We start from the raw sequence: 26,214 nt of genomic DNA, 5'->3' as shown, positions 1-26,214 counted from the left end.
CGTCATTGAATTCCCCTACAACTCTTTGACTGATAGATTTCGCCACGATGTCCCACAAGGACGACGACAACAACCAACTCGGTGTCTTGGATCTCATAAATGATTCGATAATCGGCTACCCTGATGCGCCACGCTTCTCTTCCAGATAACTTCTTAACACCTGGCGGCCTCGGATCAGTCCCTAAATCACGTATTGCTCCTATGATTCTTTCCTGGTACGGCCGAGAAATTCTTGCCAAGGATTTCTGCGCTGATTTCTTGATTCGTATGGAGTAGCTCACTCAGCTATTTCCTGTCTTGATCTCCTCAACCGCTTGATCAAAATCCATCACTTCATCTTCAGCAATATGCTGAGCCGAATCATAAGCCCGAATGTCATCTAGCTCTTCCATGTCTTCAACGATTCCTTTCCATTCAGAATAAGGAATGATCACCGCCTTCTTATTCAGATTCTCATCTAAGATATATTCAGCATGTACGTTCATGGTGTAAACTCCCTGGATCATCGTGGACTGATGCTCTTTGGTCAGCGAGCAGGACTGAAGTGTGATGCACCGTCACGCTTCGGCTTTCATCAGGCAGTAGGCTGCCGTTTCGACCATCGCCGTGTCCAGCACTCCGTAACCGAGAGCAGCAAAGACGGTTGGCTTCGCCTGCTTGAGCAATAATTCCTCCCGCCATTTCTGGAGCGAGGAGTAAAAACCCGGTGCGCGAGGTGTTGGCGCCGATCATTCCGTCCGCGCCGAGCACCCCGATGCCACGTTCGACAAAGGCGGCATAGAGATCGTTCTTGGTGCGCGGATACTGGCGTTCGAGCAACGAAAGTCGTCGGCGGTCGCCAGCCCTTGCCCGACCGTCCGCCACTCGCCCTCGAACGGCGGCAACTCCCGAGACAGTCGCCGGATGCGCTCGCTGACCCAATCGGCGAAGGGCGAACCGGGCACTTGCAGAAACGTTGCCGGATCGACGGGATGGATGTCCGCCAAAAGAACTAGTGTCCCGTCCGCGGTCTGCGTGGAGTAGAAGCAGCCGATAGACCTTCAGGAACAGGTCCGCCGGTCGAATCTTGTCCTCAAAAACTGGACGCGGGCTGAGCATGACTCACTCCAGAATGATGATAGCGCCTTCGTCGATGCACTTCTGAAGCGAATCCCGAATCAGGGTCAGGGCGTTGTCGAGCTCGGTCTGGGTTTGAATCGGCTTGTTGAAAAACGCCGAGACTCGGATCTTGCGCACCGGGGAAGGGGTCTCGCTCCCGATCGAAATCTCCTGCAACTTGACCAGGACGGACGACTTCAACCCCTGGACCGCGGCGAGATCGGATTCCATCTCGGTCAAGCTGGCCGCGCCGAGCGCTCGGCCTTCCGCTACGCTGGTCCGTTCCTCGTCGGTGCCAACCCGGGCCTGCAGCGGCGCCATTAGAGAAGAAGCCATGCCGGGGTTGGATGATTCCAGGGGCTCCCATTCGGATCGATTCTGGATGTCCCCGATCGCGGACTCGTAGGCCTCCCTGCGGCGATCAAAGAGATCCATATAGGCCGTGCGGTAGGCTGCCAGGATCATCTTGGTGTCGGCCGCAATGCTGGGCCACGCGTCGATGAATGACTCGGAGGCGAGGTGGCCTTTGAGTGCTGCCACCGTTTCGCTCAGCTCGGGCGACGCCTTGTGGGCGGCGAGGCGCTGCCAGACTTGATCGGTCGCCTGTTTCGCCTGTCGGAGCAGCTCGATGGCTGCGGCGTCGAGGAACTCGCGCAGCCTGCGCACCTGATCCCTGGTCTCCCGGAAGTCGGCGCCGTTCTCCGCGAGCATGCGCACGCAGTCGTCGGAGGCGGATGATTGGATACCCGTCAGGGTCTGCTGATACTCGAGGACCATGTCGAGAAGTGGAAGTTGATTGGCCTCGACAGTGGTCTTTAGCGGGTAGAGCTTCTCCAGCTCATCCGCGGCAACCGCCTTGAACGCCGCGGCGATGGCGCCTTCCTCGACATCCACCTCTTCGCCGATCAGGTCTTCGAGCTGCAGCACTGCCTGCGTGAGTGTCTTGAGGCCGACCGAGAGTCGAGGCGAGAACAGCGAGGACCGGAAGGCCGGATTGCTGGTGAAGGGGGTTCGAGCGGCCGGGTCCTGGTAGTTGTGGAACAGGTTGCCCTGGTAGGTGACCTGGATCTCGCCCGCACGGAACAGCGCCGCGAGGATGAGGCGAAGCATGTCGCGCTCCCAGCCATAGGGCGTGCCGCCAAAACGCTTTTCCAAAGCCTTGCCCATGCGGCTGTCCTTGTTGCCGTAGTCATGCTCCGTCTTGAGATAGTCCAACACCTCTTTGGCGACATCGGCATGCCTGTTCACGACGGTCTTGGAGCCGTCTTTGACGACCAGACCGAGGCCCTGATCGCCGCTGTAGAAGACGTTGGGGAGGGCCTTCAGATCGGCAGCCTTGAGGATCTGCTCGGCCTCGTCGCCCTTGAGCGGTCGCGAGCCCATCTGCAATTTGGGGTACAGATCGGGCACGACCTGACCGAAGAGCTTCTTCAGGATGTCGCTTAATCCCTTGCCCAGACCGGACGCGTCCTTCTGCACGCCACGGAACATGCCGGTGCCGGCTGCCATGGCCTCGGTCAGCTTGTCTTGCAGGCGGCCGCCGTAGACATTCTTTGCGTTCTTTTCGTCCTGGAGGCAGCTTGCCTCGTCGGGGCTGATTTTCTGCTGGGCGCTGAGTTGGTTGTATTTGTCGACCATCCGTCGCGAGGCGTGGAGTTGGCCGACGAGCTCGTCGATCTCGGGCGTCACGCAGAACAACCAGTAGAGGTCGGCCTCATTTGATGCCTGTTGGCTTTCCGTGCGCATCTCCTCGATGCGCTTGGCAAGCTCCCCGGCATCCTCGGCGACGCACAACATCAATGGCAGCTCGCCGTCGTCGCCGATGCCCGTGCCGTCCACGCTGATCCCGACGCGGAAGGAGCGGTTCTGGTAGCGGAAGGTCTTGAGCGCCGGTTCATCGAAGATCTGCTGAAGCGCCGTGCGAATCAGCTCGTTTCGCTCGCGGGGTTTTGGCTCCAGATGCGCGCGACGTTCGGTTTCCCAGTTTTTTTCCTGGGCGGTTTGGAGTTTCCAGCCTTCCTCGGTGTTGCGGATGAATTGGGCCGTCCACAAGCGCTTGACTGCGGCCTGGACCTCGTTGATCGGGGCCTGCTTGCCAACCGCGTCGACGAGCATCGCCGCAAGATTGGCCTCGGTGCGCGGTAGATCGCGAATGAACTCGAGCAGGCAGATGGCCTTGGCCACGCGCAGCGACCAGCCTTGATCTTCGGCATCGTCCTTGAATCGCTCCGCGATCTGATGGACATCCGTGCGCTTCTCGCTCGACAGGTTTCCTTCGACCAATTCGTAAACCTTGTCCATCGTGACCAAAGCGCCGACGGGCTTTCTGGCGAAGGCGGTGCGTTCCGACACCAGCATCTCATAGGCTTGCTTGATGATGGTGCGGTTGCTGCCGCCATAGTGCCGTGGCGCGCCGGGCTGCAAGCGAATGCCCGACATGATCCCGATACAGAGGTCGATATAGTGCGGTGGATAGGGGTAAAAGTGGACGAAATCATCCGCATTGATGTCCGTCCGACGCGCGCTGCGTTCCAGTCGCAAGGCCAAATTCAAGACGCCTTCATTCTCCGAGAAGTGCTTGCGCAATAGCGCATCCGCTTCGGGTTTCTTCCCGAGGACGCGCTTGGTTGCGACCTCGCGGATATCCGATGGCGCGAGATCCACCCGATAGTGGAAACGATCCTGGAGCTTGGCTAACTCGACCCGCTTGGAGTCGATGGCGGCGACGACTTCATCGAGCTTTTCCTGGGACGTGACGACAATCCAACAGGGCGCGATGATCTTGCGGGCCTTGACGAGATTCTTGCCGACCTTTCCGAATTCTTCGATGGTGGCCCGTAAGTCCTCGATCTTGTCTCCGCTACGCGCGACGTGCTGGCCGACCTCATCAATAATGAACACCAGTGCCATGCCCGGTCGACGCCGTCCCCAGAGCTCGAAGGTACGCTCGACAACCTTGCTCACGGACATGGCAGTGTCCCGGTGACGCAGGGCATGCGACCAGGAATCTGCCGTCGGGTAGGTAGCTGGATCAAGCGCATGCAGAATGGCGCTGGCCCGGGAGACCTTCTGCGCACCGGCGCGGACGATCTCCCAATCCTTGTCGAATAGCGTCTTGCAGGTGGACATGAAGAGCGTGAGCTTCTCTTCGGTTTCAAGCTCGATCTCGAGCTCTGCAATATCGAAGTCTTCCGCATAACCAAGCTCACGCAACAGCACGCTGTACATCAGCTCGGCAATACGCTGAGTGACCTTGCGCGTATCCGCCTCTTTGGCAACTTCAAAGAGAATGACTCCCGTAGGTGTCTGGGTATTGATCAGGTCGAGTAATGCGCCGACGCGCTGATCGGCAAGCTGTTCCTTGAACAGCTGCGAGAATCCGACGCCGAAGAGTGGTGCGTTGACCAGTGCATAGGCCAGATTCTTGGCAAAGAAGCTCTTTCCCGAGCCAAAGAAGCCAGATATCCAAATGCCGATGCTTTCGTGCGGGTCGGACGGGGCTTCGGCGATTGCTTTCAGCAGATCGTGATATTGCTCGCGAATACTGTCGGTGGCGACGTATTCGGTGATTTCCGCGTAGACCGACTGCTCGTCCGTCTGATCGACCTGCACGATCTCTTCGATCTTGCGGGCGAGGTCGCGTACCAGAAGCTCGCCAATGCTCGTCATGTGTCCGGATCCTTGCTTCAGCCGTAAATTTTGACGCGGTAGTTGCCCAGTGCGTCTCGGTCTTTCAAATCCATGAAACGCAGACCTGTCGTGCCTTCAATGGAACCGGGATAACAGAGGATCGTCGTGACCATCGTCTTGCCGTGCATCTTATCCAGAAGCATCGACATGTGGAATATTCCCGGCGACATCGCCGCCACGCGCGTCAGAAAGACGATCGAGCCATCCGGGTCGATGGAGGCGAGTCGCGCGGCAAGCAGATCCCATAAGGGCACCCAGACCTTGCTGGACAAATAGGTGGTCAATTGTTGCTGGGCCTCGGTATAGCCACGGGATTTTTCCAGCGCGATGATGGCGTCCAAGCCCTCTTCATCGTCTTTTTTCCGCACCAGATCCAGGGCAGACCAGAGCAGATCCGACATGGAGACGAAGTGAACCGCTTTACCCATCCCTTCCAGGCGTGTCGCGAGCAGTTTGATCTCCCGACGAAGATTCCATTCCTCGGCTGTGTCGTAGCGCATGATCGCAAAAGGCAGATCATGATAGACGTTGATCCGGGGCGGCACGGCCTTCAGATCGCTCTCGATCTGAGCGATGCTATCTTTGAGCGAGGACATGCGCGTACTCCTCGAGTGTGCTCGCGGGAAAGGTCAATCGGCTGACACTGCCGGCAACGTGATACTCCAGGAGATCCCGTTGATGGGCCTCAAAGAGTAATCGCTCGACGTCGTCTCTGGTGAGAAAAAAGAGCTTCCAGTCGGCAAGCTCAAGCAGTTTGGCGCCCGAGGGTTGGTGCTGCTTCAGGTAAAAGACGATGTAGGCGAACGCCTCATGGGCGAGAAACACCGGGGCGATGCGTTTGTTGACACGTCCTTGGAGTACACCGAAGTCCCGAAGGGCCGACACCAAACCCTGCGAAATGCGCACGATGGTCGGCTCCGACCAGTGTCCGCTCGTCTTTCCTTGATCGACCCACCGGGTCAACGACCGTTGGAAACTCGACATATTGATGTCCACTAATCCCTGCTCGCGCATCGGGATCAGGATCTCGGTTACGGCATCATGAATCAACGGGTCCGCACGGGCGGTGTGAAAATACAGGATCTTCGCCAGTGCGGCGGCGGGGAACTGCCCGCGAACCAGCGTCACAAGCGCTTTGGTGATCGAATCGTCCATGAGGTAGCGCTGCCGGAAGATCGCCAGAATATCTTCCACGCGTGAGCGCGACGCCTTTCCGAAGACGTTGTCCCGCCGCGCGCGGTCGATGTTTGCTTCCATTGACGCCGTCAAATCCCAGTGTGCAAGGAGTGTCCTCGTGTCCGCGATCAAGGCCCCGGCCTTGATGATTCTTGACGAGTACGGGACGCTCGATACCATGCCGCGTCGGCCGGCTCTGTGTGGCGGGCCTCTGTCATCGATAGCTGATCCTCGCACACTCATGGTCTCTCACAAAAAGTCCTGCGCTGATGGTATCTGTCGCGCCCCGATGATGCCGGGGACTGGCGCCTTGAATCCAGAGGTCGGACTGGGGCTGAAACCGGCGCGGTCCCTCGGACTGCCGCCGGAGCGAGGCTGGGATGGCCACCGACAAGGGTAAGCAGTATGAAACCAGGCGGCCTGGATCGACAACCGATGCAGTGCATGTGTCAGGGTTTCGACAGGACTCACGCAGGTCTTTTGTGCTGATCGGCTGCGAGATTCGCGCGACCGGCCAGATTCGGCCAGATTCGACCAGCCCGCAGGAGAATAGCCCATCTCGGACGGGGCACGAGTGCCCGGACGCCATAGCGCAAGATTCGGTTAGGCGTTAGGCTGTCGACTGCCGGGCGCGCGAGCTTCGCCCGGATTCGTGTTTATCGAGCGACCTCATCCATGCGACTCACATCCGATCAGGTACTCACCATCCTCGGCACGGCATCGCGCTTCTCGGGAGAGGATGCCGTGGTCTATCTCTTCGGCTCGCGGCTCGACGACCGGGCCAGAGGCGGCGATGTCGACCTGCTGATCGAGACCCCGCAGGGCCTGACGCTCCTCGAACGCGCCCGTCTCAAGGTGGAACTGGAGGATGGGTTGGGGCTGCCGGTCGATGTCATCTCCCAGGCACGCGATGCGGAGCCCACACCCTTTCAGCGCATCGCGCGAGCGGGCGCCGTCCGGCTGGATGCTCGGTCGTGACCGGCCGGGCGCTGGACCCGGAACGCGCACCTTGCGGTGATTAAGGATTTTTCCGGCCTTTGTCGGGACGCGGTTTGAAATCAAGCGCTTTTAATACCTTAAACCGCGCCAGCTCCGACAGTTAACGGAGCTGGGACGGCCAATCCCATCCAACAAACGACGCATATCGCATCGGGCGCGGTTTAAGCATCCTTGACCGACCACCAGTTCCCCACCGACGACGACCTCGGCACCTGCCTGATTCAGGACCGCCACCGGCTGCGCCAACGTCTGCGCGGCTTGCGCCGTCGCGCGCGTGCGGGCGAGCCGTTCGAGCGCGGTCTGCTTGCCGTCGGGCAGACGCTGCGCGAATCCCAGGCGCTTGTCGAGCGTCGTCGAGCCGGTGTGCCGGCGTTGATTCCCTACCCGCCGGAGCTTCCGGTCAGCGAGCGCCGCGCCGAGATCGCCGAGCAGATCGCCGCCCATCAGGTCATCGTGCTCTGCGGAGAGACCGGCTCGGGCAAATCGACCCAGTTGCCTAAGCTCTGTCTGGATCTGGGGCGCGGGCTTTTTGGGCGGATCGGCCACACTCAGCCACGCCGGATCGCCGCGCGCAGTCTCGCCAATCGCATCGCGCAGGAGCTGGGCGGGGTGCCCGGCGCCCTGGTCGGGGACAAGGTGCGTTTTCATGACCGGGTGCGCCAGGAGACCGCGATCAAGTTGATGACCGACGGCATCCTGCTCGCCGAGATCCAGCAGGATCGGCTGCTCAACGAGTACGACACCCTGATCATCGACGAGGCCCACGAGCGCAGCCTCAACATCGATGTCCTGCTCGGCTATCTGAAGGGTCTGCTGCCGCGCCGACCGGACCTGAAGCTGATCGTCACCTCCGCGACCATCGATCCGCAGCGCTTCGCCGCGCATTTCGCCGATGGGCAAGGCCGCCCGGCGCCCATCCTCGAGATCTCGGGTCGGACCTATCCGGTCGAGGTCCGCTATCGCCCGCCCGAGGACGAATCGGTCGGCGAGCGCGACGAGACGATGCAGCAGGCGATCTCGGACGCGGTCGGCGAGCTGGCGCGCGTCGGACGCGGCGACGTGCTGGTCTTCCTCTCCGGCGAGCGCGAGATCCGCGAGACCGCCGAGACCCTGCGTAAGCATCATCCGCCCGCCACCGAGATCTTGCCGCTCTACGCCCGCCAAGGACCGCAGGAGCAGGCGCGGATCTTCCAGTCGCACGGCACCCGCCGCGTGGTGCTGGCGACCAATGTCGCCGAGACCTCGCTGACCGTACCCGGCATCCATTACGTCATCGATCCGGGCTTCGCGCGGATCAGCCGCTACAGCCACCGCCGCCAGCTCCAACGCCTGCCTGTCGAGCGCATCTCGCGCGCCTCGGCCGATCAGCGCAAGGGACGCTGCGGGCGGGTCGCGTCCGGCATCTGCATCCGGCTCTACAGCGAGGACAACCTCGCCGCCCGTGCGGCCTTCACCGAGCCGGAGATCCAGCGCACCAACCTCGCCGCCGTCATCCTGCGCATGAAGCTGCTCGGCTTCGGCGATGTGGCCGACTTTCCCTTCCTGGATCCGCCCGACCCGCGTCTGGTCGCCGACGGCGAGCGCACACTCGAGGAGCTGGCCGCGCTCGATGCCCGCGGCGAGCTGACCGAGCTGGGTCGCCGGCTTGCGCGTCTGCCGGTCGACCCGCGGATCGGACGCATCCTGCTCGCCGCCGCGGAGCAGCAGTGTCTGGCCGAGGTGCTGGTGATTGCCGCCGCGTTGAGCGTCCAGGATCCGCGCGAGCGTCCGCACGAGCAGCGCGCCGCCGCCGATCAGATCCATGCCACCTTTGCCCATCCGGATTCGGACTTCCTGAGCTTCCTCAACCTTTGGCGCTTTCTGGAGAAGGAGCGCAAGGCGCTTTCACGCAACCAGTTTCGCCAGCTCTGTCAACGTCACTTCCTCTCCTACAACCGGGTGCAGGAATGGCGCGACATCGAGACCCAACTGCGCGAGCAGATCCTGGAGATGGGCTTTAAGGAGAATCAGACCGCCGGCACCGAGGAGCAGATCCACCGGGCGTTGCTGACGGGACTGCTGAACCACATCGGCGCGCTCGATACGAATCACGAGTACATGGGCGCGCGCAACAGCCGCTATCGCATCCATCCCAGCTCGGCACTCTTCAAGACGTCGCCCAAATGGATCCTGGCGGCCGAGCGGGTCGAGACCACACGCGCCTACGGGCGCATCGTGGCGCGCGTGCAGCCGGCCTGGATCGAAGCCGCGGGGCAGCATCTGCTGCAACGCAGCTATTTCGAGCCGCACTGGCAGGCGAAGACCGGGCAGGTTGCGGCCTACGAGAAGGTGACCCTGTTCGGCGTCACCCTGGTGCCCAAGCGGCGCGTCAACTACGGACCCATCAACCCGGCCGAGTCGCGCGAGATCTTCATCCGCTTCGCACTGGTGGAAGGCGACTTCAGCACCCGCGCACCCTTCTGGCGTCACAACCAGGAGCTGATCGCCTCGATCCATCACCTCGAAGCCAAATCGCGCCGCCGCGATATCCTGGTCGACGAGGAGGCGCTCTATGCCTTCTACGACCAACGTATCCCCGCGGGAATCTATTCCACGCCTCAGCTCGAGCAGTGGCTGCGCAAAGCGACCCGTGCGGATCCCAAGCTCCTGCATCTACGCCCGGCCGATCTGATGCAGCACGAGGCCGAGGGGATCACGCCGGACCATTTCCCCGATCGGCTCCAGGTCGGCGCCACCGCGCTGCCGCTCGAATACCGCTTCGAGCCCGGCGAGTCGGCCGACGGCTTGACCCTGACCGTGCCCTTGCCGCTCATCAATCAGGTGACCGCCGAGCGGCTGGATTGGCTGGTGCCGGGTCTCTTGGAGGCGCGCATCACGGCCCTATTGCGCGGTCTGCCGAAAGGGTTGCGTACGGCGCTGGTCCCGGTGCCGGACACCGCTGCGCGTTTGGCCGGCGGACTCAAGGCAGCGCTCGCCGAGGCCAAGGCGCCGGTCGATCGGCCGCTGACACAGGTCCTCGCCGAGCGGATCGCGGCCGAGCTTGGCCTGCGCATCCCCGAAGACGCCTGGGACCGTGACGCCATCCCGGCGCATCTGCGGATGAAGGTCCGACTCGTCGACGAGGCGGGCAGGGCGCTTGCGCTCGACGAGGATCCGCAACGGCTCAAACAGCGTTTCGGCCAAGCCGGGCATGCGCGGTTCGCCCGCATCCCTGATGCCGATCTGGAGCGCGAGGGCATCACGCGCTGGGACTTCGGCGACCTCCCCGAGCAGGTCGAGATCACCCGCGGCGGGATCCGAATGCGCGGCTTCCCGGCCCTGGTCGACGAAGGCCAGAACGTGGCGGTGCGGGTTCTGGATGCGCCCGAGGCTGCCGCGCGCGCACACCGTGCGGGCCTGCGCCGGCTTCTGACCCTGACGCTCGGCGCGACCCTGCGCCCGATCCGCCAATCGCTCAAGGATCTGGACCGGCTGCGTCTGCTCTACGCCAAGGCCCCCGCAACGGAGCCGGGGCGTCCCGCCCCGGAATCCCCCGAGACCAAGCACCCCGGCGCATCGACCTCCAGCGGACAGCCGTCGCGCCCGCCGAGCGGATCCGAGCCCCGCCCACCCGACCTCTCCGACGAGCTGCTGGCCCTCATTCTGGATCGGACCTTCCTCGACGACCGTCCGCCCATCCGAACGCAGACCGACTTCGAGGCCCGTCTCGCCGAATCCCACGGCCGGCTCCAGCCGACGGCCACCGAGGTCACCCGGCTCGCCGCGGAGATCCTCACCGCCTACCAATCACTGCGCCGACGTCTCGCCGCCATCACCCAGGTCAATTGGCAGCCGACCACGCAGGACCTGCGCGACCAGCTCGACGCACTGGTCTTCCGGGGCTTCTTCCAACAGATCCCCTTCGCCCGGCTCAAGCAGTACCCGCGCTATCTCAAGGCCGCCGAGCAGCGTCTCGACAAGCTCGCCCACACCCCCGGACGCGACCGCGATCAGATGACCCTCATGGCCGAGCTGCTGACCCGCTGGCGCGAGCGCACCGCCGCTGCCCGCAAGGCCGGCCGCGAAGACGCACGCCTGGATGAGATCCGTTGGCTGCTCGAAGAGCTGCGCGTCTCGCTCTTCGCCCAGACCCTCGGCACCGCGGGTCCGGTGTCGGTCAAGCGCATCGAGGCGCGTTGGCGGGAGTTGGGGTTGTAGGGCAGGATAGCCGGACGCGCGCGGGTCGGCCCGCATGCTCAAGCTGCTTGGAGGTTAAACCGCGTCCAGAGCGACATGCGTCATTTTCATGTTGCGTTTGGCTTCGGAGATGTCCTCGATCTCGGTGAGGCGCGGTTTAAAATTTAATATTTTTCAGAATCTTAAGCCGCGCCGGTTCCGTCGATCGTCGGAGCTGGCGCGGCCAAGCCAATCCAAACAAACTACGCATACCGCGCTTGGCGCGGTTTAAGAATGCAGGACCTCTCCGGATCAAAAACGTTGGCGCTACGATGCTCGCCGAGATCGCACGGCATGCGCGACGCGGCGACAACGTCGCCGTTGAAACCACCCTCAGCGGTCGGCGTTATCCCCGCCACATCCCCAAGTGGCGCGAAATGGGCTAACGGGTCAAGCTCTACTCCGAGGATGGGGTCATCAAGTACGAGTATCCGCCAACGACGAATGAATCGAGAGACGAGCATGCTTCGACATAAAGGCGGTCTCACCATTCCAGCATCGGGGGAGGTGGCGCGGATTTGCGAGGACGAGGAAGGAGCCGTGCTCGCTGCACGGTTCCGGGATCTGTTCAAGGACACTCAGTCGCTGCCGGGAGCCGCGACGCTCACGGATGCCGAGATCGCCGCGGAGGTCGACGCCGTGCGGGATGGGCGAGTCGGTCAGGTGCCGGAAACGTCACGATGCACCCCGTGATTGCCGCCCAGCGCCCCGCCATCGCCAACATCTGCCGGCGCTACCAGGTGCGAAGGCTGGAGGTCTTCGGCTCCGCCGCGCGCGGCGCGGATTTCGATCCAGAGCGCAGCGATGCCGACTTCCTCGTGGAGTTTGCCCCCGATGCCCAGGCCGATCTGGGCGGCTGGTTCAGCGTCCGAACCGAATTGGAACGCCTGCTCGGGCGAGGCGTCGATCTGGTGGAATACCCGGCCGTGCGCAACCCCTACGTGCGCGCCGACATCGAACGGACACGGGAGCTGGTCTATGCCGCGTGACCCGCGCGCCTATCTGTGGGATGTCCGCGAAGCCGTCACGGACATTCAGGGTTTCGTCGCCGGTCTGGATCTGTCGGCCTATGTCGCAAGCGCCCTGGTGCATTCCGCCGTGGAGCGCAAATTCGAGATCATCGGCGAGGCTCTCAACCAGCTCGCGAAACTCGACCCGATGCTGGCCGCGCGCATCCCGCGTCTGCCCGAGATCGTCGCCTTCCGGAACCAGTTGATCCACGGTTACGCGGCGATTGCGCATGAACGGGTGTGGGCGACGATCCAGACGGCCCTGCCGACCTTGGGTAGCACCGTGCAGGATCTCTTGACCGAACTGGGGGAGGATTGACGTTGGCCAAGGACCACCAGCGAGTCCCCGAAGATGCCAGGGGCCAGTTCCTGGTCTACACGGCCGAGGACGGGCGCATCAAGATCGATGTGCGGTTGGCGGATGAGACCGTTTGGCTGACGCAGCCGCTGATGGCTGATTTGTTTCAGACGACACAGCAGAACATCAGCCAGCACATCCGCAACGTCTACGACGAGGGAGAGTTGGCCCCGGAGGCAACCAACAAGAAATTCTTGTCGGTTCGCCAGGAGGGGGGGCGCGAGGTGCAGCGCAACCTCGACCACTACAACCTCGACATGATCATCTCGGTCGGCTATCGGGTGAAGAGCCATGTGGCCAGCCGGTTCCGGATCTGGGCCACCCAGCGCCTGAAGGAGTACATCATCAAGGGCTTCACGCTCGACGACGAGCGCCTGAAGAATCCGGATCAACCCTTCGACTATTTCGATGAACTGACCCGCCGCATCCAGGATATCCGCACCTCGGAGCGGCGCTTCTACCAGAAGATCACCGACGTCTACGCCACCAGCATCGACTACGACCCGACGCTGGACATCAGCATCCGCTTCTTTCAGACGGTGCAGAACAAGATGCACTGGGCCATCACCGGCCAGACCGCCGCCGAGATCGTCCACAGCCGCGCCGATGCCGACCAGCCCAACATGGGCCTGACCAACTATCGCGGGGCCAAGGTGGGTAAGCAGGACGTGAGCATCGCCAAGAACTATCTGAACGAAGACGAGCTGGCGGCCCTGAACAACCTGGTCGAGCAATACCTGATCTTCGCCGAGGGCCAGGCGATGCGCCGCATCCCGATGCACATGGGCGACTGGATCAGCAAGCTCGACGCTTTCCTGAACATCAACGACCGTGAGATCCTGACCCATGCAGGCAAGATCTCGCACCAGATGGCGCAGCAGCGGGCGGAAGACGAGTACGAGAGGTTCCACCAACGGCGGATCGCCGAGCAGGATCGCGCCGGGAGCGACTTCGACAGATTGATCGAGCGTCTCCCCGCCGGAAACAAGGAGAAGCCTTCATGACACTGGCCGATGACGATCAGCAACTGCTCCGGGAGCTGTGCGAACAGCACGGGGTGAGTCTGGATAAGGTGTTGAAGCTGCTGGAGACCGTGCGGGAGTACGAGCTGAAGGACCGCCGCACCGGGGTTTATGACGCATTGCGTGAGATTCTCAAGAGCAGTCTTTCGGATGGCATGGATAGCGCGAGATGAGCGAGCCCGACGAGATTGACCGCTTCGTCGAGGAAATGGGGCGACAATTGGATGGGAAACTGTTGCCGGGCGACCTGGAATGGCGTGATTCCACGCGTGAATATGCCTGGCAGAACAACGCCAAGTGGGAGCGTTATCGGATGGTTCAGGACGGAACGCTGCGTGCTGATTCGCCGAGAGGAACATGGGAGCTCGGAGAGGATAAGAGATGAAATTTCGCAAGCTCACCATCGAGAACTACAAATCCTTCCAGTTCCCGACCGAGCTTGAGTTCCCGGTCGGCGGGGACGGTCGCAGCATCTTCCTGATCGGCGGCATGAACGGGGCGGGCAAGACCTCGATCATGGAGGCGGTAACCTACTGCCTCTATGGCGGCAAGGCGGAGGATATCCATCGCAATATCAACCGGCGCGAGAAGGCCAAGGGCAACGCCAACGTGGCCTTCGAGCTGGTCATAGAGATGGATGACGGCTCGGAGCTGGTAGTCAAGCGCTCCTGGACGGCCGGCGCGGTGAGCGAACCGCGTCCGCGTGATCTGACCGAGCGGCTCGTGGTGGTGCGCGACGGCAAGCGAGTATCGGTGCAGAACCAGGAGCTGTGGCAGGATTTCATCCGCGCGGCGATCCCGCCGGGGATCACCCAGTTCTTCTTCTTCGACGGCGAAAAGATCCAGGAGATCGCGGCGGATGACCATTCCGAGGTGCGGCTGAAGACCTCGCTGGAGGCGGCGCTGGGAATCCAGTACATCAACCGTCTGGCGAGCGACATCATCTACATCAAGCAGGACGAACGGAAGGGTTTTGTCGAGATCTCCGATGAGGATCTGGACTTCAAACAGAGTGAGCTAAAGCGCGAGAAGAGCAAGCTGGCGCGCAAGCACAAGGAACGCGACGACCTGAAGGTGGAGCTGGACGGCTTCAAGACACAGCTGGACGATGCCAAGAAGCGCTTCGAAGCGGCCTTCCAAGTTGCTCCGGAGTCGCGCGAGGCACTGCGTGAGCAGGAGAAGAAGCGCGTCTATGTCGCCAATCGGTTGGCGCAGGTGGAAAGCGAGATTCGCGCGCTCTCCGAGAAGGCGCTGCCCTTCAGTCTCGCGGGGAAGCTGTTCGACGGCATCCGGCGTCAAATCGAGACGGAGCGGGAATCGGCCAGCGGCGAGGCAATCCGCGAGCATGCGGCCGATTTGGCCAAACGCATCGTGCGCGTGGTCGAGGAGCCGGAGCCGATCTTCAGCGAAACGCTCTCGCCCGAGCGGATGACCGAGCTGGAGCGACGCATCTACCGTCTGCTCAAAGAAGGCGATCCGGCGACGGATGTCGTCAAGATCCTGGATCTGTCGGACCGCGAGGCGGCGCGGGTCCTGAACCGCATGGAGTCGCTGGAGAGCAGTGATGTCTTCCTGATCAAGCCGCTGCTCGACGAGGCAATGGGCCTGAAGACCCAGATCCAACAGCTCGAAGGCACGACCCAGGTCGGTGGTCTGACGCCGACCGAGCGGGATCTGTTCGATGAGCTACAGAGCACGATGGAAAGCGGCTCGACCCAGATCGGGCGTAAGACCGAGCAGCTTCGGCTGGTCGAGGAGGATATCCTCGGGCTCGACAAGCGAATCCGCGAGATTGAGTTGGAGATCGAGAAGCTTTATGAAAAGCACCATGTCTCGAAGGAGAAGGCGGACTTCATCGAGGAATGCGACAACATTGCCAGCGTCCTGAATCAGTTCGTCGTGCGCCTTCGCAAGAACAAGGTGCATCTGCTTCAGGAAAAGACCTTCGAGATGTACCGGCTACTTTCCAGCCGGAGCGGATTGATCAAGGACATCACCATCGACGACAAGACCTACGAGATCAGGATCAACGACCGCAATGGTCATGAGATCCGCAAGTCGGCCCTCTCGGCGGGGGAAAAGGAGGTATTCGCCGTGTCGCTCCTGTGGGGCCTGGCGCAAACCAGCGAGCTGAAGCTGCCGATCATCATCGATACGCCGCTCTCGCGCCTGGACAGCACGCACCGCGACAACATTGTGAACAACTATTTCCCCAATGCTGGCGAGCAGGTGATCATTCTCTCGACCGACACCGAAGTCGACAGCAACTATTACCGGTCCCTTAAACCGCGACTGAGTGGCGCGGCGAGCCTGGAATACGACCAAAGGCAGGAATTGACGACCATCCGACAGGGTTACTTCTGGGAGAAAGGTCATGGCTGACCGCCTCTACACATCGAGCGACGCCGATGAGGTCTTGAGCGCGCTGCGTTTGGAGACCAAGCTCGAAAAGGCCACCCTGGCGCGCATCGCCTTCACGCTGTCGCTGGTGAAAGAAGGCACGGGCGTCGTGCCCAGCGTCAGCTTCAGCGGCGGCGAGATGAAACGGCCGACCTTTGTCGGTGAGGATGAGGCATTCATCCGGTCGTTGATCGCCTACACCTACGGCCGGCGGGATTTCAGCGAGGATGAGTTTTTCTCGAACCGTTCCGTCATCAAGAACCATATCGACAGCGGTGCCGTGCTCTTGGCGCGGATCTTCCAGGAGACCGGGCGCAGTGGCGAGGGGTTGATTCGTAGCCTTGTCGACGAGGTGGAATTCGCCGGTCGGCGCGAGCAACTCGGCAGTGGGCTCGACATCTTCATTGGCCGCACCCTGTTGCAGCGCAACGAGCTCGTCATGGAGCTCAACAATACGGCCAAGCACGCCAACTCGCACTTGGCCATCATGGGAAAACCCGGCGTCGGCAAGACGCAGTTCCTGCTGAAGCTGCTGACGGATATCCGCGTCCAGTCCAACTATCAGACGAACTTCATCTATTTCGACTACAAGGGCGACGTGGTCGACAACGCCCGGTTCCTGGAACTGGCGCGGGTGCAGCCTTTCCGCCTGCTGCAAGGCGGGCAAAGTCTGCCGATCAATCCCTTCATCCTGCCTGCCTATGACGAGCAGACGATCAATGTCTCGGCGCGCGAGAAGGCCGAGAGCTTCGCGTCGATCAACAGCAAGCTCGGTGTCGTGCAGAAAGGGGCGCTGACGGATGCCATCCGAGCGGCTTACGCCAAGCGCGCCGGGTCGGCCGCGCCGTACCCGGATTTTCCGGATGTCCTCGAACTTGCGGCGCTCGCCTATGAGGCCGACGGCAAGAAAGACGACAGCCTCATCGAGGTCTTGCGCGATCTGTCCGATTTCGAGCTGTTCTGGCGTCATGGCAGCGAAGGCGCACCGATGGACCGGGTGTCGAACCGTACGATGTTGATCGATCTGCATGCCATGCCGGTACTGAAGGAGTTGGTCGGCTATCTCGTCATCGAGCGGCTTTACAAGGAGATGACGACCCTGCCCGACAGCCCGGTGACCGAGGGTCGAAGGACCATCCGGTCCATCCTGGTGATCGACGAGGCGCACAACTATCTCGGCCAGAAGAACATTTTTCTACAGCGAATCATTCGCGAAGGGCGCTCGAAGGGTGTCGTGGTCTTCTTCGCCAGCCAGTCGCCCAACGACTACCAGCAGAAATTCTTCAACTTCCAGGAGTTGCTGGAGTTCGCCTATATCTTCCAGTGCGATGGCGTGGCCGCCGGGTCGGTGCAGGACATTCTTGGTTGCAGCAGCAAGACGGCGAAGGATCTTCAGACTGAGATTTCTCGACTGGAACCTTGGCAGGTCATTGCGCGCAGTCCCGAGAAGACCGAAGAGTTTGTCAAGTTTACAGCCGAGGCGTTTTACAAGAGTTATTCCTGACCGCAGTGTGACTTCCCAGACGATTCGTTTGCCAGCGGGGGTTGCTGTAAGTAATAGGCGGGTTGGGTGTTTAGGGATGATTTTAAAGTCACCGATCATTGCATTTGCTTGGTCCAGTCCCCGGTACCGCCGCGCGCCTGGCACAAGGGGTCATTGCCGCGCTCGCGAGAGGCTCGTCCCCGGTGGTTCGACCCTTGGCGCAGGGGCTCACCGAGATCCTCGCCGCCTTTCAGTCCCTGCGCCAACGCCTCGCCGCCATCACCCAGGTCAACTGGCAGCCGACGACGCAGGACTTGCGTGATCAGCTCGATGCACTGATCTTCCGGGGCTTCTTCCAACAGATCCCCTTCGTCCGGCTCAAGCAGTACCCGCGGTATCTCAAGGCCGCCGAGCAGCGTCTCGACAAGCTCGCCCACGCCCCCGGACGCGACCGCGAGCAGATGACCGTCATGGCCGAGCTCCTGAGCCGCTGGCGCGACCGCACCGCCGCTGCCCGCAAGGCCGGACGCGAAGACGCGCGTCTGGAGGAGATCCGCTGATCGCCAAGGCCGAGGTCAACGCCCGACTCAAGGAGATCAAGGCCGACAGGGAGGCGAAGGACGAAATGGCCGTGCTCAAACGCTGGTTGGAGCTCGCCGAGCGCGAGACGGCGCTGAAGCGCGCCGTCAGGGAACAGGAGACCGCGCTCGACGCGCTGGCCTACGGGCACTATTCCAAGCTCACCGATTCCGAAATCAAGACCCTGGTGGTGGTCGACAAATGGATGACCCGCATCGAAGCCGCAATGCAGGGCGAGCTTGATCGCGTCTCGCAGACCTTGACCTCCCGCATCCGCGAACTGGCCGAACGCTAGGCCACGCCGCTGCCTCGGCCTACCGACGAGGTGGCGACGCTGGGGGCGCGGGTGGATGAGCATTTGAAGACGATGGGGTTTCAGCCATAAGCAAACGCCTCAACAACCTGATCAAGAAATTCCAGCGCCTCTAAGGATGACGGAAGCCGCCGCCTGCCGCAGGGGGAACGGCTCAATCCCATTGCAACCGCGAGCTACATCAACGCCTACCGTGAAGACAGCGCGTCTATTGCTGTTACTGCCCGATGAGAGCGAAACCAGCGCCATCTCGCGTCTTTCGGAGCCGGCACTAGAGAAGATCTGGAACAACGCAGACGATGCCGCCTATGACCAGTTATAGGTTTGGCGATGTCGTGCTAGTGCCGTTTCCTTTCAGCAACCTGACGGAGAGCAAGCAACGCCCCGCCGTGATCGTCAGTCCGGCTGCCTACAGCAGGCGCATCCCGATTGCATCTTGCTGGCGATCACCAGTCAGATGCGCGCCCCGCTGGGCTATGGCGAAGCGCTGATCGATGGCTGGAAAACGGCTGGATTACTGAAGCCATCCTTGTTCAAGCCGCTCATTTTCACAGCGGAGCAATCCCTTATCCGACGACGACTGGGCGCTCTGATTCAGAGCGATCAGGAGACGCTCGGCGGGATTCTCCGGCTGATCATGCAGCAGGGACTTTCGGCATGAGCGGCACAGCAGCAATCCCGCCGGGGTACAAGCCGAGTCAGGTGGGGGTGATTCCGGAGGATTGGGACGTGAAGCGGTTGGGGGAGATTGCGGCGTTTCGCACAGGGCCATTCGGGAGCGCACTCAATAAATCCGGCTATACCAACGATGGCATTCCGATCGTCAATCCGATGCACGTCGTCGATGGCAAGATTGAACCAACTCGAACGATGACCATCACGGAGCAAGCAGCGAAAAACCTTTCCGACTTTCGATTGAAGCCCTGCGAGATTGTCATTGGTCGTCGGGGAGAAATGGGGAGGTGTGCCGTCGTTCAAGAGTTTCAATTGGGATGGTTGTGCGGAACGGGATCAATGATCGTTCGACCGCTGCATACCGATTTGGAATTTTGCAGCGCGTACTTTCGAGTCCACGGGTCTTCTCAGCCATCGAGGACTCTTCAGTAGGCACGACGATGGTCAATCTCAATCAAGTCGCATGGCTCGACGCATTTACCCTTCTTGATCCGTATCCTCGTCGAGGTGCTTGGGGCCGATCCGATAGCGTCGCTTCTCTTCGGCGACCCGGAGTAACCGGCGGGCATCGAGCGTTCCGAGGTCGTACCCGAAATCCTCCAGCTCGGCAGCTCCCTCGGTCAATGCTGCAACCACGCGAGAGGCAACCGCCACCGGATCGCGATACAGCTCACATTCCCAGACCACGATGACCTTCCAGCCCGATGCCTCGAGTGCAGCGACGGCTTCGGCGTCGCGCGCGACGTTGCGATCGAGCTTCTCTTTCCAGAAGGCGGCGTTGGTCCGCGGCAAGGTCGCGCGTTTGCAGTCGGCATGGCGATGCCAGAAACAGCCGTGCACGAAGACGACGGCGCGATATTTGGGCAGGATCAGGTCCGGACGGCCCGGCAGGCCGCCGCCGCCCAGTCGATAGCGAAACCCGAGCCGGTGTAGCGCGGAGCGCAGGATCCATTCGGGCTTGGTGTCCTTGCCGACGACCCGAGCCATGAGGCACGAGCGCTCGGCAGGGGTGAGCTTATCCGTCATCGGACGGGTCGGCCGTCGGGTCGCGCCCCGCAGAGCCCAGGATCAACCCGCATCGGTGCGTAGCAGCGCGGTGACGGTATCCGCCTCCAACGGGCGACTCTTGAGGTAGCCTTGGAAGAGATCGCAGCCTTGGATGCGCAGGATGTCGAGCTGGGTTTGGGTTTCGACGCCCTCGGCCAAGACCTTCAGACCAAGCGCGTGCCCCATGGCGATGATGGCATCGACGATGGTGCGGGCGTCCGGCTGTTGGTCGATCTCGTCGATGAAGCGCTTGTCGATCTTGAGCACGTCCAGATGGAATCGGCGCAGATAGGCGAAGGAGGAATAGCCGGTTCCGAAGTCGTCGACCGCCATGCGGATGCCCTGCACGCGCAGACGGTCGAGGACACCTGCCGTATCGCCCTCGCGCTCCATCAGGGCGCTCTCGGTGAGCTCGAGCTCAAGCCGCTCGGCCGGAAAACCGGTTTGGCGAAGCACGCGCGCAACAGACTCGACGATGTCGCCTTGACGCAGCTGATGCGCCGAGAGGTTGACCGCGACGACCAAGGGGGCGATGCCGGCCTCGATCCAGAGGACGCCTTGGCGGCAAGCCTCGTGCAGCACCCACTCGCCGAGGGCTCCGATTAGACCCGTCTCTTCGGCGAGCGGGATGAACTCACCGGGCGGGATCAGGCCGCGCTCGGGATCGCGCCAGCGCACCAACGCCTCCACACCGATCACGCGTCCGGTGGCGATCTCGACCTGAGGTTGATAATGCGCGACCAGTTGGCCCTCGGCCAAAGCACAGCGCAGCCGCCGCTCGGTCTCAACGCGCAGCCGCGCACTGCGGGTCAGATCCTCGGTATAGAAATCAAAGCGACTGCGTCCGCCCGCCTTCGCCCGATAGAGGGCTGCATCGGCTTGACGCAGCATCTCCCCGGCGTCCTCGTTGTGCCCCTCGAAGATGCTGATGCCGATGCTGGCGCCGATATGCACCTCGCTGCCGTCGGGCAGTCCGGCGGTTTCGCCGAGGGCCGCAAGCAGCCGCTCGGCGACGCGGGCGGCGTCCTGCGGATCGACGATGTCTTCGAGCAAAATCCCGAACTCGTCCCCGCCGAGCCGCGCCAAGGTATCGGCGGGAGCCAGACAACCGCCGAGACGCCGCGCCGCCTGTCGCAGCAAATCATCGCCTGCGGGATGACCGAAGCTGTCGTTGACATCCTTGAAGCGGTCGAGATCCAGCAGCAGCAGTGCCACGAACTGGCCTTCACGTGCCGCCACCTCGATCGCATGATCCAGGCGCGAGACGAGCAGAAGACGATTAGGCAGCTCGGTCAGAGAATCGTGATGGACCAGAAAATCCAACCGCGACTCGGACTCTTTCAGCCGCGACAGATCCGAGAAGGCGCCGACATATTGAACGACCCGCCCCGCGTCGTCCTTGACCGCGCTGATGTTGAGCAACACCGGATAGAGCTCGCCGTTCTTGCGCCGGTTCCAGAGCTCGCCCTGCCAGTGGTCGGTTGTCTGGATACGCCGCCACATGGCGTCGAAAAATGCGGCGTCGTGACGATCCGATCGAAGAAGGGCCGGGGTCCGTCCGATCGCCTCGTCTTCACGATAGCCCGTCAGATCGACGAACGCCTTGTTGACCTGGAGGATGTGCGTGTCGCGATCCGTCACTACGACACCCTCGCGCGTATTCTCGAAGAGCACCGCGGCCAGTCGCAGGCGTTCTTCCTGGCGTTTGCGCTCGGTGATGTCGTCGATGGTGGCGACGAAATGGTCGACGGTCCCGTCGTCGTGCCGCACGGCGCGGACATCGATTTTGGTCTGGACGATCCGCCCGTCCTTGCGCACGAAGCGCTTTTCCATCGCGTAGCCGTCCGACTGCCCGGCCAATACCCGCTCGATCGCAGCCAGATCCGACTCGCGATCCGGCGGATAAGTCAAATCGAGCCAGGTTATATCGGCCAACTCTTCGCGCGCGTAACCGAAGATCTCGCAGAGCCGATCATTGAAGCGAGTCCAACGTTTGGTCTGCGGCGAGGTGATCGCCATACCCACGAACGGCAGTTCGAAGAACTTCATCAACAGCCGGTCCTTCAGCGCGGCCTGCGCCGCCATCTCCAGGCGATGGGCGCGCTGCTGCAGACGCCGGGTCAGACCCCAGACAATACCGAGCACCACAAGCGCGAAGAAGGCAAGCAGGCCGATCCAAAAAACCAGGATCGTCAGCGGGGCCATCACCTCGTCACGATCGATCTTGGCGATGAGACGCCACTCGGTCCCCGCGATCTGGCGGTAAACGGCCAGCACGGGCACGCCCCGATAGTCGACCCCGGGGACCTGTCCGGTGATCGCGGTCCGTGCAAGCGCATCGGTTGCCGGCAACGCCGCAGACAAGGGCACCCGATGACCGAGCGGCGACCAGTCGTCATGCCTGGCGGCGGTCAGAAACTCGGCATCCTCACCGACCCTCGCGACCAAAAGGGTCTCTGCGCTCATGCTGGAGGTCGGCCAAATGCGAAAGAGCGGAAAGAAGAATGCCGCGGGATCCGTGTGCAGCACAAGGGTCGCGACGGCTCGGCGTGTCCCGTTCTCGATGACCGAGATCGGCACCGCCCAATCGAGATGATAGGCACCGTCCTCGCCGCGGTGTAGACCGCTGTGCACGATCCGTCCTTCGGCCCCCGCACGAGCGATCAGCTCCGGAAACGCCTCGTGCGGCGCGTGCGTCTCGCCGAGGGTCAAGAATCGCCGCCCCTCCGCATCGAGAATCAGGATGCCTTCGTAGTCGCGAGCAGCCGCCAGCGCGGCGAGTCGGCCCGAGATGTCATTGGCCAGCAGTGGATCGGCTTCGCGCTCGCGCAGCAGTGCGTCGAGACGCCGGGCGAAGGCGGCATCGGATGCGAGCAGGTTCCCGTCCGCAACACGAACGGCCATCCACTGCTCCAGTTGATTGGCCTTGAGCGCGGCGATCGCCTCCAGGTTCTCGTAGGCCTGGTGCTTGAGTTGCGGACCATGGATGAGGCCAATGCCGAAGCTGAGCAGAGGTACCAGACAGACGAGACCGACGAAGGTCAACAGTAGACGACCGGGCTTGACCGGCTCTTCGGCCGTGTCGTCAGGCCGGTCGGTCCGACGCTGCAGCAGCAGGTATAGCAGGCCGGCCGTCACGGCAATGAACAGCCATCCTTTGAACATGCTTAGCCAAAGCTGAACCCTGGAGTCGGCCGCACCCCGCGACAACAGCCAATCCGAGACGACGATCCAGACCAGCGAAAAGCCTACATAGGTGAGGGTGATACGCAGGGCTGGCGACCACCGAAAGAGCTGTTTCATCGGTTTCCTCGGCTCATGGCCGCCCTGTGGCGGGCGTCCGGGCGCTCCCCGACCTGATCCCTAGGCCCGAGCGTTTGCCGCATAGGTCACGAAACAAGCATTGCCGGGACAAATGCTCTCACTTGACAAAATTCATCAGATTAAACTTGCCGCGTTGGAGCAAGCACGCCATCTTAGTGTAGTTGCAAGTGAGGCTCCAGTCGCATGACCCATACCCTCTCGGCTTATCAGTACGTCAAGGCTGGCACATCGGTTCCAGCTTGGAAAGCCTCACACGGAGACATGGAACGGATGCTGGACAGAACTCTGATCCTCCATGCGTCAAGCGACTCCGTGAGAATCTTTCAACGATCAGTACTGAGCCCCGCATCCGACCCCGACCCTGCATCCGAGCTGCGACATCCTTGCGATCAAGGCATTCCGGTCGATGACTCGAGATCGGATGGTAACGATGGCCGGCGTGGATGCGGCGCCCTCTTACGATCCGCAGAATCCCAACACCACTGAGACGGCCCTCTCGAAACGAGGGATGGAGACCCAAGATGCAGATGACTAGGACGGAACACGTGGACGTGGGCGGCTTAAAGATCGCCAAACCGCTCTACGAGCTGGTCGGAGGCGAGGTGCTCGCGGGCACCGGGATCGACCCGAATCAACTCTGGGGCGCCTTCGCGTCAATGGTGCGTAAGCTCGCGCCGCGCAACCGCGAGCTGCTGGATCAACGCGACGCCTTGCAGTCGCGCATTGATGCCTGGCATCTCGAGCATCGCGGCCGGACGCCGGATCAGGGCGCCTACCGTGCCTTCCTGTCCGACATCGGCTACCTCGTCCCCGTGGGGCCGAGTTTCGGCGTCACCACGGCGAACGTCGACCCCGAGATCGCCGAGATCGCCGGTCCGCAGCTCGTGGTGCCGGTGAGCAACGCGCGTTACGCACTCAACGCCGCGAATGCCCGCTGGGGCAGTCTCTACGACGCGCTCTACGGGACGGATGTGATCCCGGACGCCGACGGGATGGAGCGCGGCAAGACCTATAACCCCAAGCGCGGCTCCGAGGTCATCGCCCGCGCCGCCGCCTTCCTCGACGAGGCCGCACCGCTGAACCGCGGTTCGCACGGGGAGTCCTGCGGCTATCGGATCGAGGACGGCAAGCTGGTCGTCTTCTTGCCGGACAATAGCCAAACCATGCTGGCGGAGCCCGGTCAGTTCGTCGGCTATCTGGGCACCCCGGAGAAGCCGGATGCCGTCCTGCTGGTCAACCATGGACTGCACATCGAGATCCGGATCGATCACGGGCATCAGGTCGGCCGCGACAGCCCAGCCGGCGTGGCCGATCTTTTGCTGGAATCGGCCATCACCAGCATCCAGGATTGCGAGGACTCGGTCGCCGCCGTCGATACCGAAGACAAGGTCGCGGTCTATCGCAACTGGCTGGGCCTCATGAAGGGCGACCTCACCGCCCGTTTCCAGAAGGGCGGCAAGCCTGTCGATCGCGCCCTGGAAGATGACCGGACCTACCGCACCCCGCTCGGCGGCACGCTGACCCTGCCCGGCCGCTCGCTTATGCTGGTGCGAAACGTCGGACATCTGATGACCACGGATGCCGTGCTGGATGCCGACGGCAATGAGATCCCGGAGGGCATGCTCGACGCCCTGGTCACGGTGGCCTGCGCCATGCACGACATCCATCCCAATTATGGGGCCCGTCGCAACTCGCGCACGGGCAGCGTCTATATCGTCAAGCCGAAGATGCACGGACCCGAGGAGGTTCAGCTCGCGGTGGACATCTTTGCGGGGGTGGAAGATACACTCGGGCTCGCCCGCAATACGATCAAGATCGGGATCATGGACGAGGAGCGCCGCACGACCCTGAACCTCAAGGAGTGCATCCGGGTGGCCTCCGAACGGGTCATCTTCATCAACACCGGCTTCCTGGACCGCACGGGCGACGAGATCCACACCGACATGGAGGCCGGCGCGGTGCTGCGCAAAGGCGACATGAAGACCGCGCCCTGGCTGCTGGCCTACGAGAACTGGAACGTCGATGTCGGTCTCGCCTGCGGCCTGCGCGGTCATGCCCAGATCGGCAAAGGGATGTGGACCATGCCCGACGAGATGCGCGCCATGGTCGAGACCAAGTCCGGTCACCCCAAGGCCGGCGCCAACTGCGCCTGGGTGCCCTCTCCGACCGCCGCGACCCTACATGCGATGCACTACCACCAGGTCGATGTGGTCGCCATCCAAGCCGAGCTGGCCGCCAGCGGACCAAGGGCCAGCCTGGATACCATCCTGCAGATCCCACTCGACCCGGCGTGCGCATGGAGCTCGGAGGAGATCCAGCAAGAGCTCGACAACAACTGTCAGGGCATCCTGGGCTATGTGGTGCGCTGGGTGGATCAGGGTGTCGGCTGCTCGAAGGTGCCCGATATCGCCAACGTCGGCTTGATGGAGGATCGCGCGACCCTACGGATCTCGAGCCAGCATGTCGCCAACTGGCTGCATCACGGGATCGTTTCGCGCGAGCAGGTCATGGAGACGCTCAAGCGGATGGCGGCCGTCGTCGATGCGCAGAACGCCGGTGATCCTCTGTATCGCCCGATGGCTCCGGGCTTCGAAGGCATCGCATTCGAGGCCGCCTCGGACCTGATCTTCAAGGGTCGCGAGGCGCCGAACGGCTATACGGAGCCGACCCTGCACGCGATGCGCCGGCGTCTCAAGGGGCATTAGGCGATCGCCGGGGATAAACGTTCTAAATGCGCACGTCTGCAAGACCTGTCGGGGCTGCAGGGGGCGACTAAAGTCGCTCGCCCCTACTGGTCGTTGGATTCTTTCTCGGAAATCACCTTC

23 protein-coding genes are annotated in these 26,214 nt (G+C 62.2%); 15 read left to right on the top strand and 8 right to left on the bottom strand.

The genetic code is table 11. The annotated features are described in order from the left end of the window. Nucleotides 1–2: 2 nt before the first annotated feature. The 6 genes from AADX97_RS16875 to AADX97_RS16850 form a co-directional block, all read right to left on the bottom strand. The gene (locus tag AADX97_RS16875; RefSeq protein ID WP_374234806.1) at nucleotides 3–281 is read right to left on the bottom strand and encodes a type II toxin-antitoxin system RelE/ParE family toxin; all 279 of its coding nucleotides are present in this window, start codon (nucleotides 279–281) and stop codon (nucleotides 3–5) included. Then, nucleotides 282–485 (bottom strand): hypothetical protein, encoded by a 204-nt coding sequence (locus AADX97_RS16870; RefSeq protein WP_374234807.1) that lies wholly within the window; start codon nucleotides 483–485, stop codon nucleotides 282–284. It abuts the gene before it with no gap. Then, a complete protein-coding gene (locus tag AADX97_RS16865) occupies nucleotides 469–819 on the bottom strand; it encodes a hypothetical protein (RefSeq protein WP_374234808.1) in 351 nt (116 codons plus the stop codon). The genes AADX97_RS16870 and AADX97_RS16865 overlap by 17 nt, the downstream gene beginning before the upstream one ends. A gap of 282 nt (nucleotides 820–1,101) precedes the next feature. Further along, a complete protein-coding gene (gene brxC, locus AADX97_RS16860; RefSeq protein ID WP_374234809.1) occupies nucleotides 1,102–4,767 on the bottom strand; it encodes a BREX system P-loop protein BrxC in 3,666 nt (1,221 codons plus the stop codon). Between the two features lie 17 nt (nucleotides 4,768–4,784). Beyond that, entirely contained in the window at nucleotides 4,785–5,384 is a 600-nt protein-coding gene (locus AADX97_RS16855) for a BREX protein BrxB domain-containing protein (RefSeq protein WP_374234810.1), read from the bottom strand. Next, nucleotides 5,365–6,144, bottom strand: a complete 780-nt coding sequence (locus AADX97_RS16850; protein ID WP_374238787.1) for a BrxA family protein — start codon at nucleotides 6,142–6,144, stop codon at nucleotides 5,365–5,367. Before AADX97_RS16850 ends, AADX97_RS16855 begins: the two co-directional genes overlap by 20 nt. A gap of 495 nt (nucleotides 6,145–6,639) precedes the next feature. Between AADX97_RS16850 and AADX97_RS16845 the strand changes: the two genes are divergently transcribed. From AADX97_RS16845 to AADX97_RS16780, 14 genes are all read left to right on the top strand, one after another. Further along, a complete protein-coding gene (locus AADX97_RS16845) occupies nucleotides 6,640–6,942 on the top strand; it encodes a nucleotidyltransferase family protein (RefSeq protein ID WP_374234812.1) in 303 nt (100 codons plus the stop codon). Nucleotides 6,943–7,134: 192 nt separating this feature from the next. Beyond that, nucleotides 7,135–11,160: an ATP-dependent RNA helicase HrpA gene (gene hrpA / locus AADX97_RS16840; RefSeq protein WP_374234813.1), complete on the top strand. Its 4,026-nt coding sequence runs from the start codon at nucleotides 7,135–7,137 to the stop codon at nucleotides 11,158–11,160. 480 nt (nucleotides 11,161–11,640) lie between these two features. After that, complete coding sequence (locus AADX97_RS16835; RefSeq protein WP_374234814.1) at nucleotides 11,641–11,871, top strand: hypothetical protein; 231 nt, start codon at nucleotides 11,641–11,643, stop codon at nucleotides 11,869–11,871. Next, nucleotides 11,859–12,167: a nucleotidyltransferase family protein gene (locus tag AADX97_RS16830; protein WP_374234815.1), complete on the top strand. Its 309-nt coding sequence runs from the start codon at nucleotides 11,859–11,861 to the stop codon at nucleotides 12,165–12,167. Before AADX97_RS16835 ends, AADX97_RS16830 begins: the two co-directional genes overlap by 13 nt. Continuing rightward, a complete protein-coding gene (locus AADX97_RS16825) occupies nucleotides 12,157–12,507 on the top strand; it encodes a DUF86 domain-containing protein (RefSeq protein WP_374234816.1) in 351 nt (116 codons plus the stop codon). Before AADX97_RS16830 ends, AADX97_RS16825 begins: the two co-directional genes overlap by 11 nt. Nucleotides 12,508–12,509: 2 nt before the next feature. After that, entirely contained in the window at nucleotides 12,510–13,550 is a 1,041-nt protein-coding gene (locus tag AADX97_RS16820) for a virulence RhuM family protein (protein WP_374234817.1), read from the top strand. Next, entirely contained in the window at nucleotides 13,547–13,741 is a 195-nt protein-coding gene (locus AADX97_RS16815; protein ID WP_325291757.1) for a DNA modification system-associated small protein, read from the top strand. Before AADX97_RS16820 ends, AADX97_RS16815 begins: the two co-directional genes overlap by 4 nt. Beyond that, complete coding sequence (locus tag AADX97_RS16810; protein WP_374234818.1) at nucleotides 13,738–13,953, top strand: hypothetical protein; 216 nt, start codon at nucleotides 13,738–13,740, stop codon at nucleotides 13,951–13,953. Before AADX97_RS16815 ends, AADX97_RS16810 begins: the two co-directional genes overlap by 4 nt. Then, on the top strand, nucleotides 13,950–15,950 hold the full coding sequence (dndD, locus tag AADX97_RS16805; RefSeq protein ID WP_374234819.1) for a DNA sulfur modification protein DndD: 2,001 nt from the start codon (nucleotides 13,950–13,952) through the stop codon (nucleotides 15,948–15,950). Before AADX97_RS16810 ends, dndD begins: the two co-directional genes overlap by 4 nt. After that, nucleotides 15,943–17,472, top strand: coding sequence for a DndE family protein (locus AADX97_RS16800; protein ID WP_374234820.1), 1,530 nt, complete (start codon nucleotides 15,943–15,945; stop codon nucleotides 17,470–17,472). Before dndD ends, AADX97_RS16800 begins: the two co-directional genes overlap by 8 nt. Nucleotides 17,473–17,570: 98 nt before the next feature. After that, the gene (locus tag AADX97_RS16795; RefSeq protein ID WP_374238786.1) at nucleotides 17,571–18,011 is read left to right on the top strand and encodes a DUF3418 domain-containing protein; all 441 of its coding nucleotides are present in this window, start codon (nucleotides 17,571–17,573) and stop codon (nucleotides 18,009–18,011) included. A 65-nt stretch (nucleotides 18,012–18,076) separates the two neighbouring features. Further along, the gene (locus AADX97_RS16790) at nucleotides 18,077–18,325 is read left to right on the top strand and encodes a hypothetical protein (protein ID WP_374234822.1); all 249 of its coding nucleotides are present in this window, start codon (nucleotides 18,077–18,079) and stop codon (nucleotides 18,323–18,325) included. Nucleotides 18,326–18,779: 454 nt separating this feature from the next. Next, a complete protein-coding gene (locus AADX97_RS16785; RefSeq protein ID WP_374234823.1) occupies nucleotides 18,780–19,004 on the top strand; it encodes a hypothetical protein in 225 nt (74 codons plus the stop codon). Continuing rightward, nucleotides 19,001–19,450, top strand: coding sequence for a restriction endonuclease subunit S (locus AADX97_RS16780; protein WP_374234824.1), 450 nt, complete (start codon nucleotides 19,001–19,003; stop codon nucleotides 19,448–19,450). The genes AADX97_RS16785 and AADX97_RS16780 overlap by 4 nt, the downstream gene beginning before the upstream one ends. A 45-nt stretch (nucleotides 19,451–19,495) precedes the next feature. On the opposite strand, the gene AADX97_RS16775 is transcribed toward AADX97_RS16780, so the two are convergent. Together AADX97_RS16775 and AADX97_RS16770 are read right to left on the bottom strand one after the other, a co-directional pair. Beyond that, on the bottom strand, nucleotides 19,496–20,044 hold the full coding sequence (locus tag AADX97_RS16775; RefSeq protein ID WP_374234825.1) for a very short patch repair endonuclease: 549 nt from the start codon (nucleotides 20,042–20,044) through the stop codon (nucleotides 19,496–19,498). Between the two features lie 42 nt (nucleotides 20,045–20,086). Beyond that, entirely contained in the window at nucleotides 20,087–23,368 is a 3,282-nt protein-coding gene (locus AADX97_RS16770) for an EAL domain-containing protein (RefSeq protein ID WP_374234826.1), read from the bottom strand. Nucleotides 23,369–23,916: 548 nt separating this feature from the next. Here AADX97_RS16770 and AADX97_RS16765 point away from each other — a divergent pair. Then, a complete protein-coding gene (locus AADX97_RS16765) occupies nucleotides 23,917–26,094 on the top strand; it encodes a malate synthase G (protein ID WP_374234827.1) in 2,178 nt (725 codons plus the stop codon). The last annotated feature ends 120 nt before the right edge of the window (nucleotides 26,095–26,214 follow it).

Source organism: Thiocapsa sp. C2-2m (assembly GCF_041903745.1).
In the GTDB taxonomy this organism is placed as follows: Bacteria; Pseudomonadota; Gammaproteobacteria; order Chromatiales; family Chromatiaceae; genus Thiocapsa; species Thiocapsa roseilacustris.
Note: the sequence above shows the minus strand (reverse complement) of the source record. Positions and strands in the feature narration are given on the sequence as shown.

Excerpts from the sequence above, each read along its gene's own strand:
- AADX97_RS16870 (WP_374234807.1), bottom strand. The coding sequence starts at position 485 with ATGAACGTACATGCTGAATATATCTTAGATGAGAATCTGAATAAGAAG.
- brxC (WP_374234809.1), bottom strand. The coding sequence starts at position 4,767 with ATGACGAGCATTGGCGAGCTTCTGGTACGCGACCTCGCCCGCAAGATC.
- AADX97_RS16855 (WP_374234810.1), bottom strand. The coding sequence starts at position 5,384 with ATGTCCTCGCTCAAAGATAGCATCGCTCAGATCGAGAGCGATCTGAAG.
- AADX97_RS16850 (WP_374238787.1), bottom strand. The coding sequence starts at position 6,144 with ATGGTATCGAGCGTCCCGTACTCGTCAAGAATCATCAAGGCCGGGGCC.
- AADX97_RS16845 (WP_374234812.1), top strand. The coding sequence starts at position 6,640 with ATGCGACTCACATCCGATCAGGTACTCACCATCCTCGGCACGGCATCG.
- AADX97_RS16835 (WP_374234814.1), top strand. The coding sequence starts at position 11,641 with ATGCTTCGACATAAAGGCGGTCTCACCATTCCAGCATCGGGGGAGGTG.
- AADX97_RS16830 (WP_374234815.1), top strand. The coding sequence starts at position 11,859 with ATGCACCCCGTGATTGCCGCCCAGCGCCCCGCCATCGCCAACATCTGC.
- AADX97_RS16825 (WP_374234816.1), top strand. The coding sequence starts at position 12,157 with ATGCCGCGTGACCCGCGCGCCTATCTGTGGGATGTCCGCGAAGCCGTC.
- AADX97_RS16815 (WP_325291757.1), top strand. The coding sequence starts at position 13,547 with ATGACACTGGCCGATGACGATCAGCAACTGCTCCGGGAGCTGTGCGAA.
- AADX97_RS16810 (WP_374234818.1), top strand. The coding sequence starts at position 13,738 with ATGAGCGAGCCCGACGAGATTGACCGCTTCGTCGAGGAAATGGGGCGA.
- dndD (WP_374234819.1), top strand. The coding sequence starts at position 13,950 with ATGAAATTTCGCAAGCTCACCATCGAGAACTACAAATCCTTCCAGTTC.
- AADX97_RS16800 (WP_374234820.1), top strand. The coding sequence starts at position 15,943 with ATGGCTGACCGCCTCTACACATCGAGCGACGCCGATGAGGTCTTGAGC.
- AADX97_RS16790 (WP_374234822.1), top strand. The coding sequence starts at position 18,077 with ATGGCCGTGCTCAAACGCTGGTTGGAGCTCGCCGAGCGCGAGACGGCG.
- AADX97_RS16780 (WP_374234824.1), top strand. The coding sequence starts at position 19,001 with ATGAGCGGCACAGCAGCAATCCCGCCGGGGTACAAGCCGAGTCAGGTG.
- AADX97_RS16775 (WP_374234825.1), bottom strand. The coding sequence starts at position 20,044 with ATGACGGATAAGCTCACCCCTGCCGAGCGCTCGTGCCTCATGGCTCGG.
- AADX97_RS16770 (WP_374234826.1), bottom strand. The coding sequence starts at position 23,368 with ATGAAACAGCTCTTTCGGTGGTCGCCAGCCCTGCGTATCACCCTCACC.
- AADX97_RS16765 (WP_374234827.1), top strand. The coding sequence starts at position 23,917 with ATGACTAGGACGGAACACGTGGACGTGGGCGGCTTAAAGATCGCCAAA.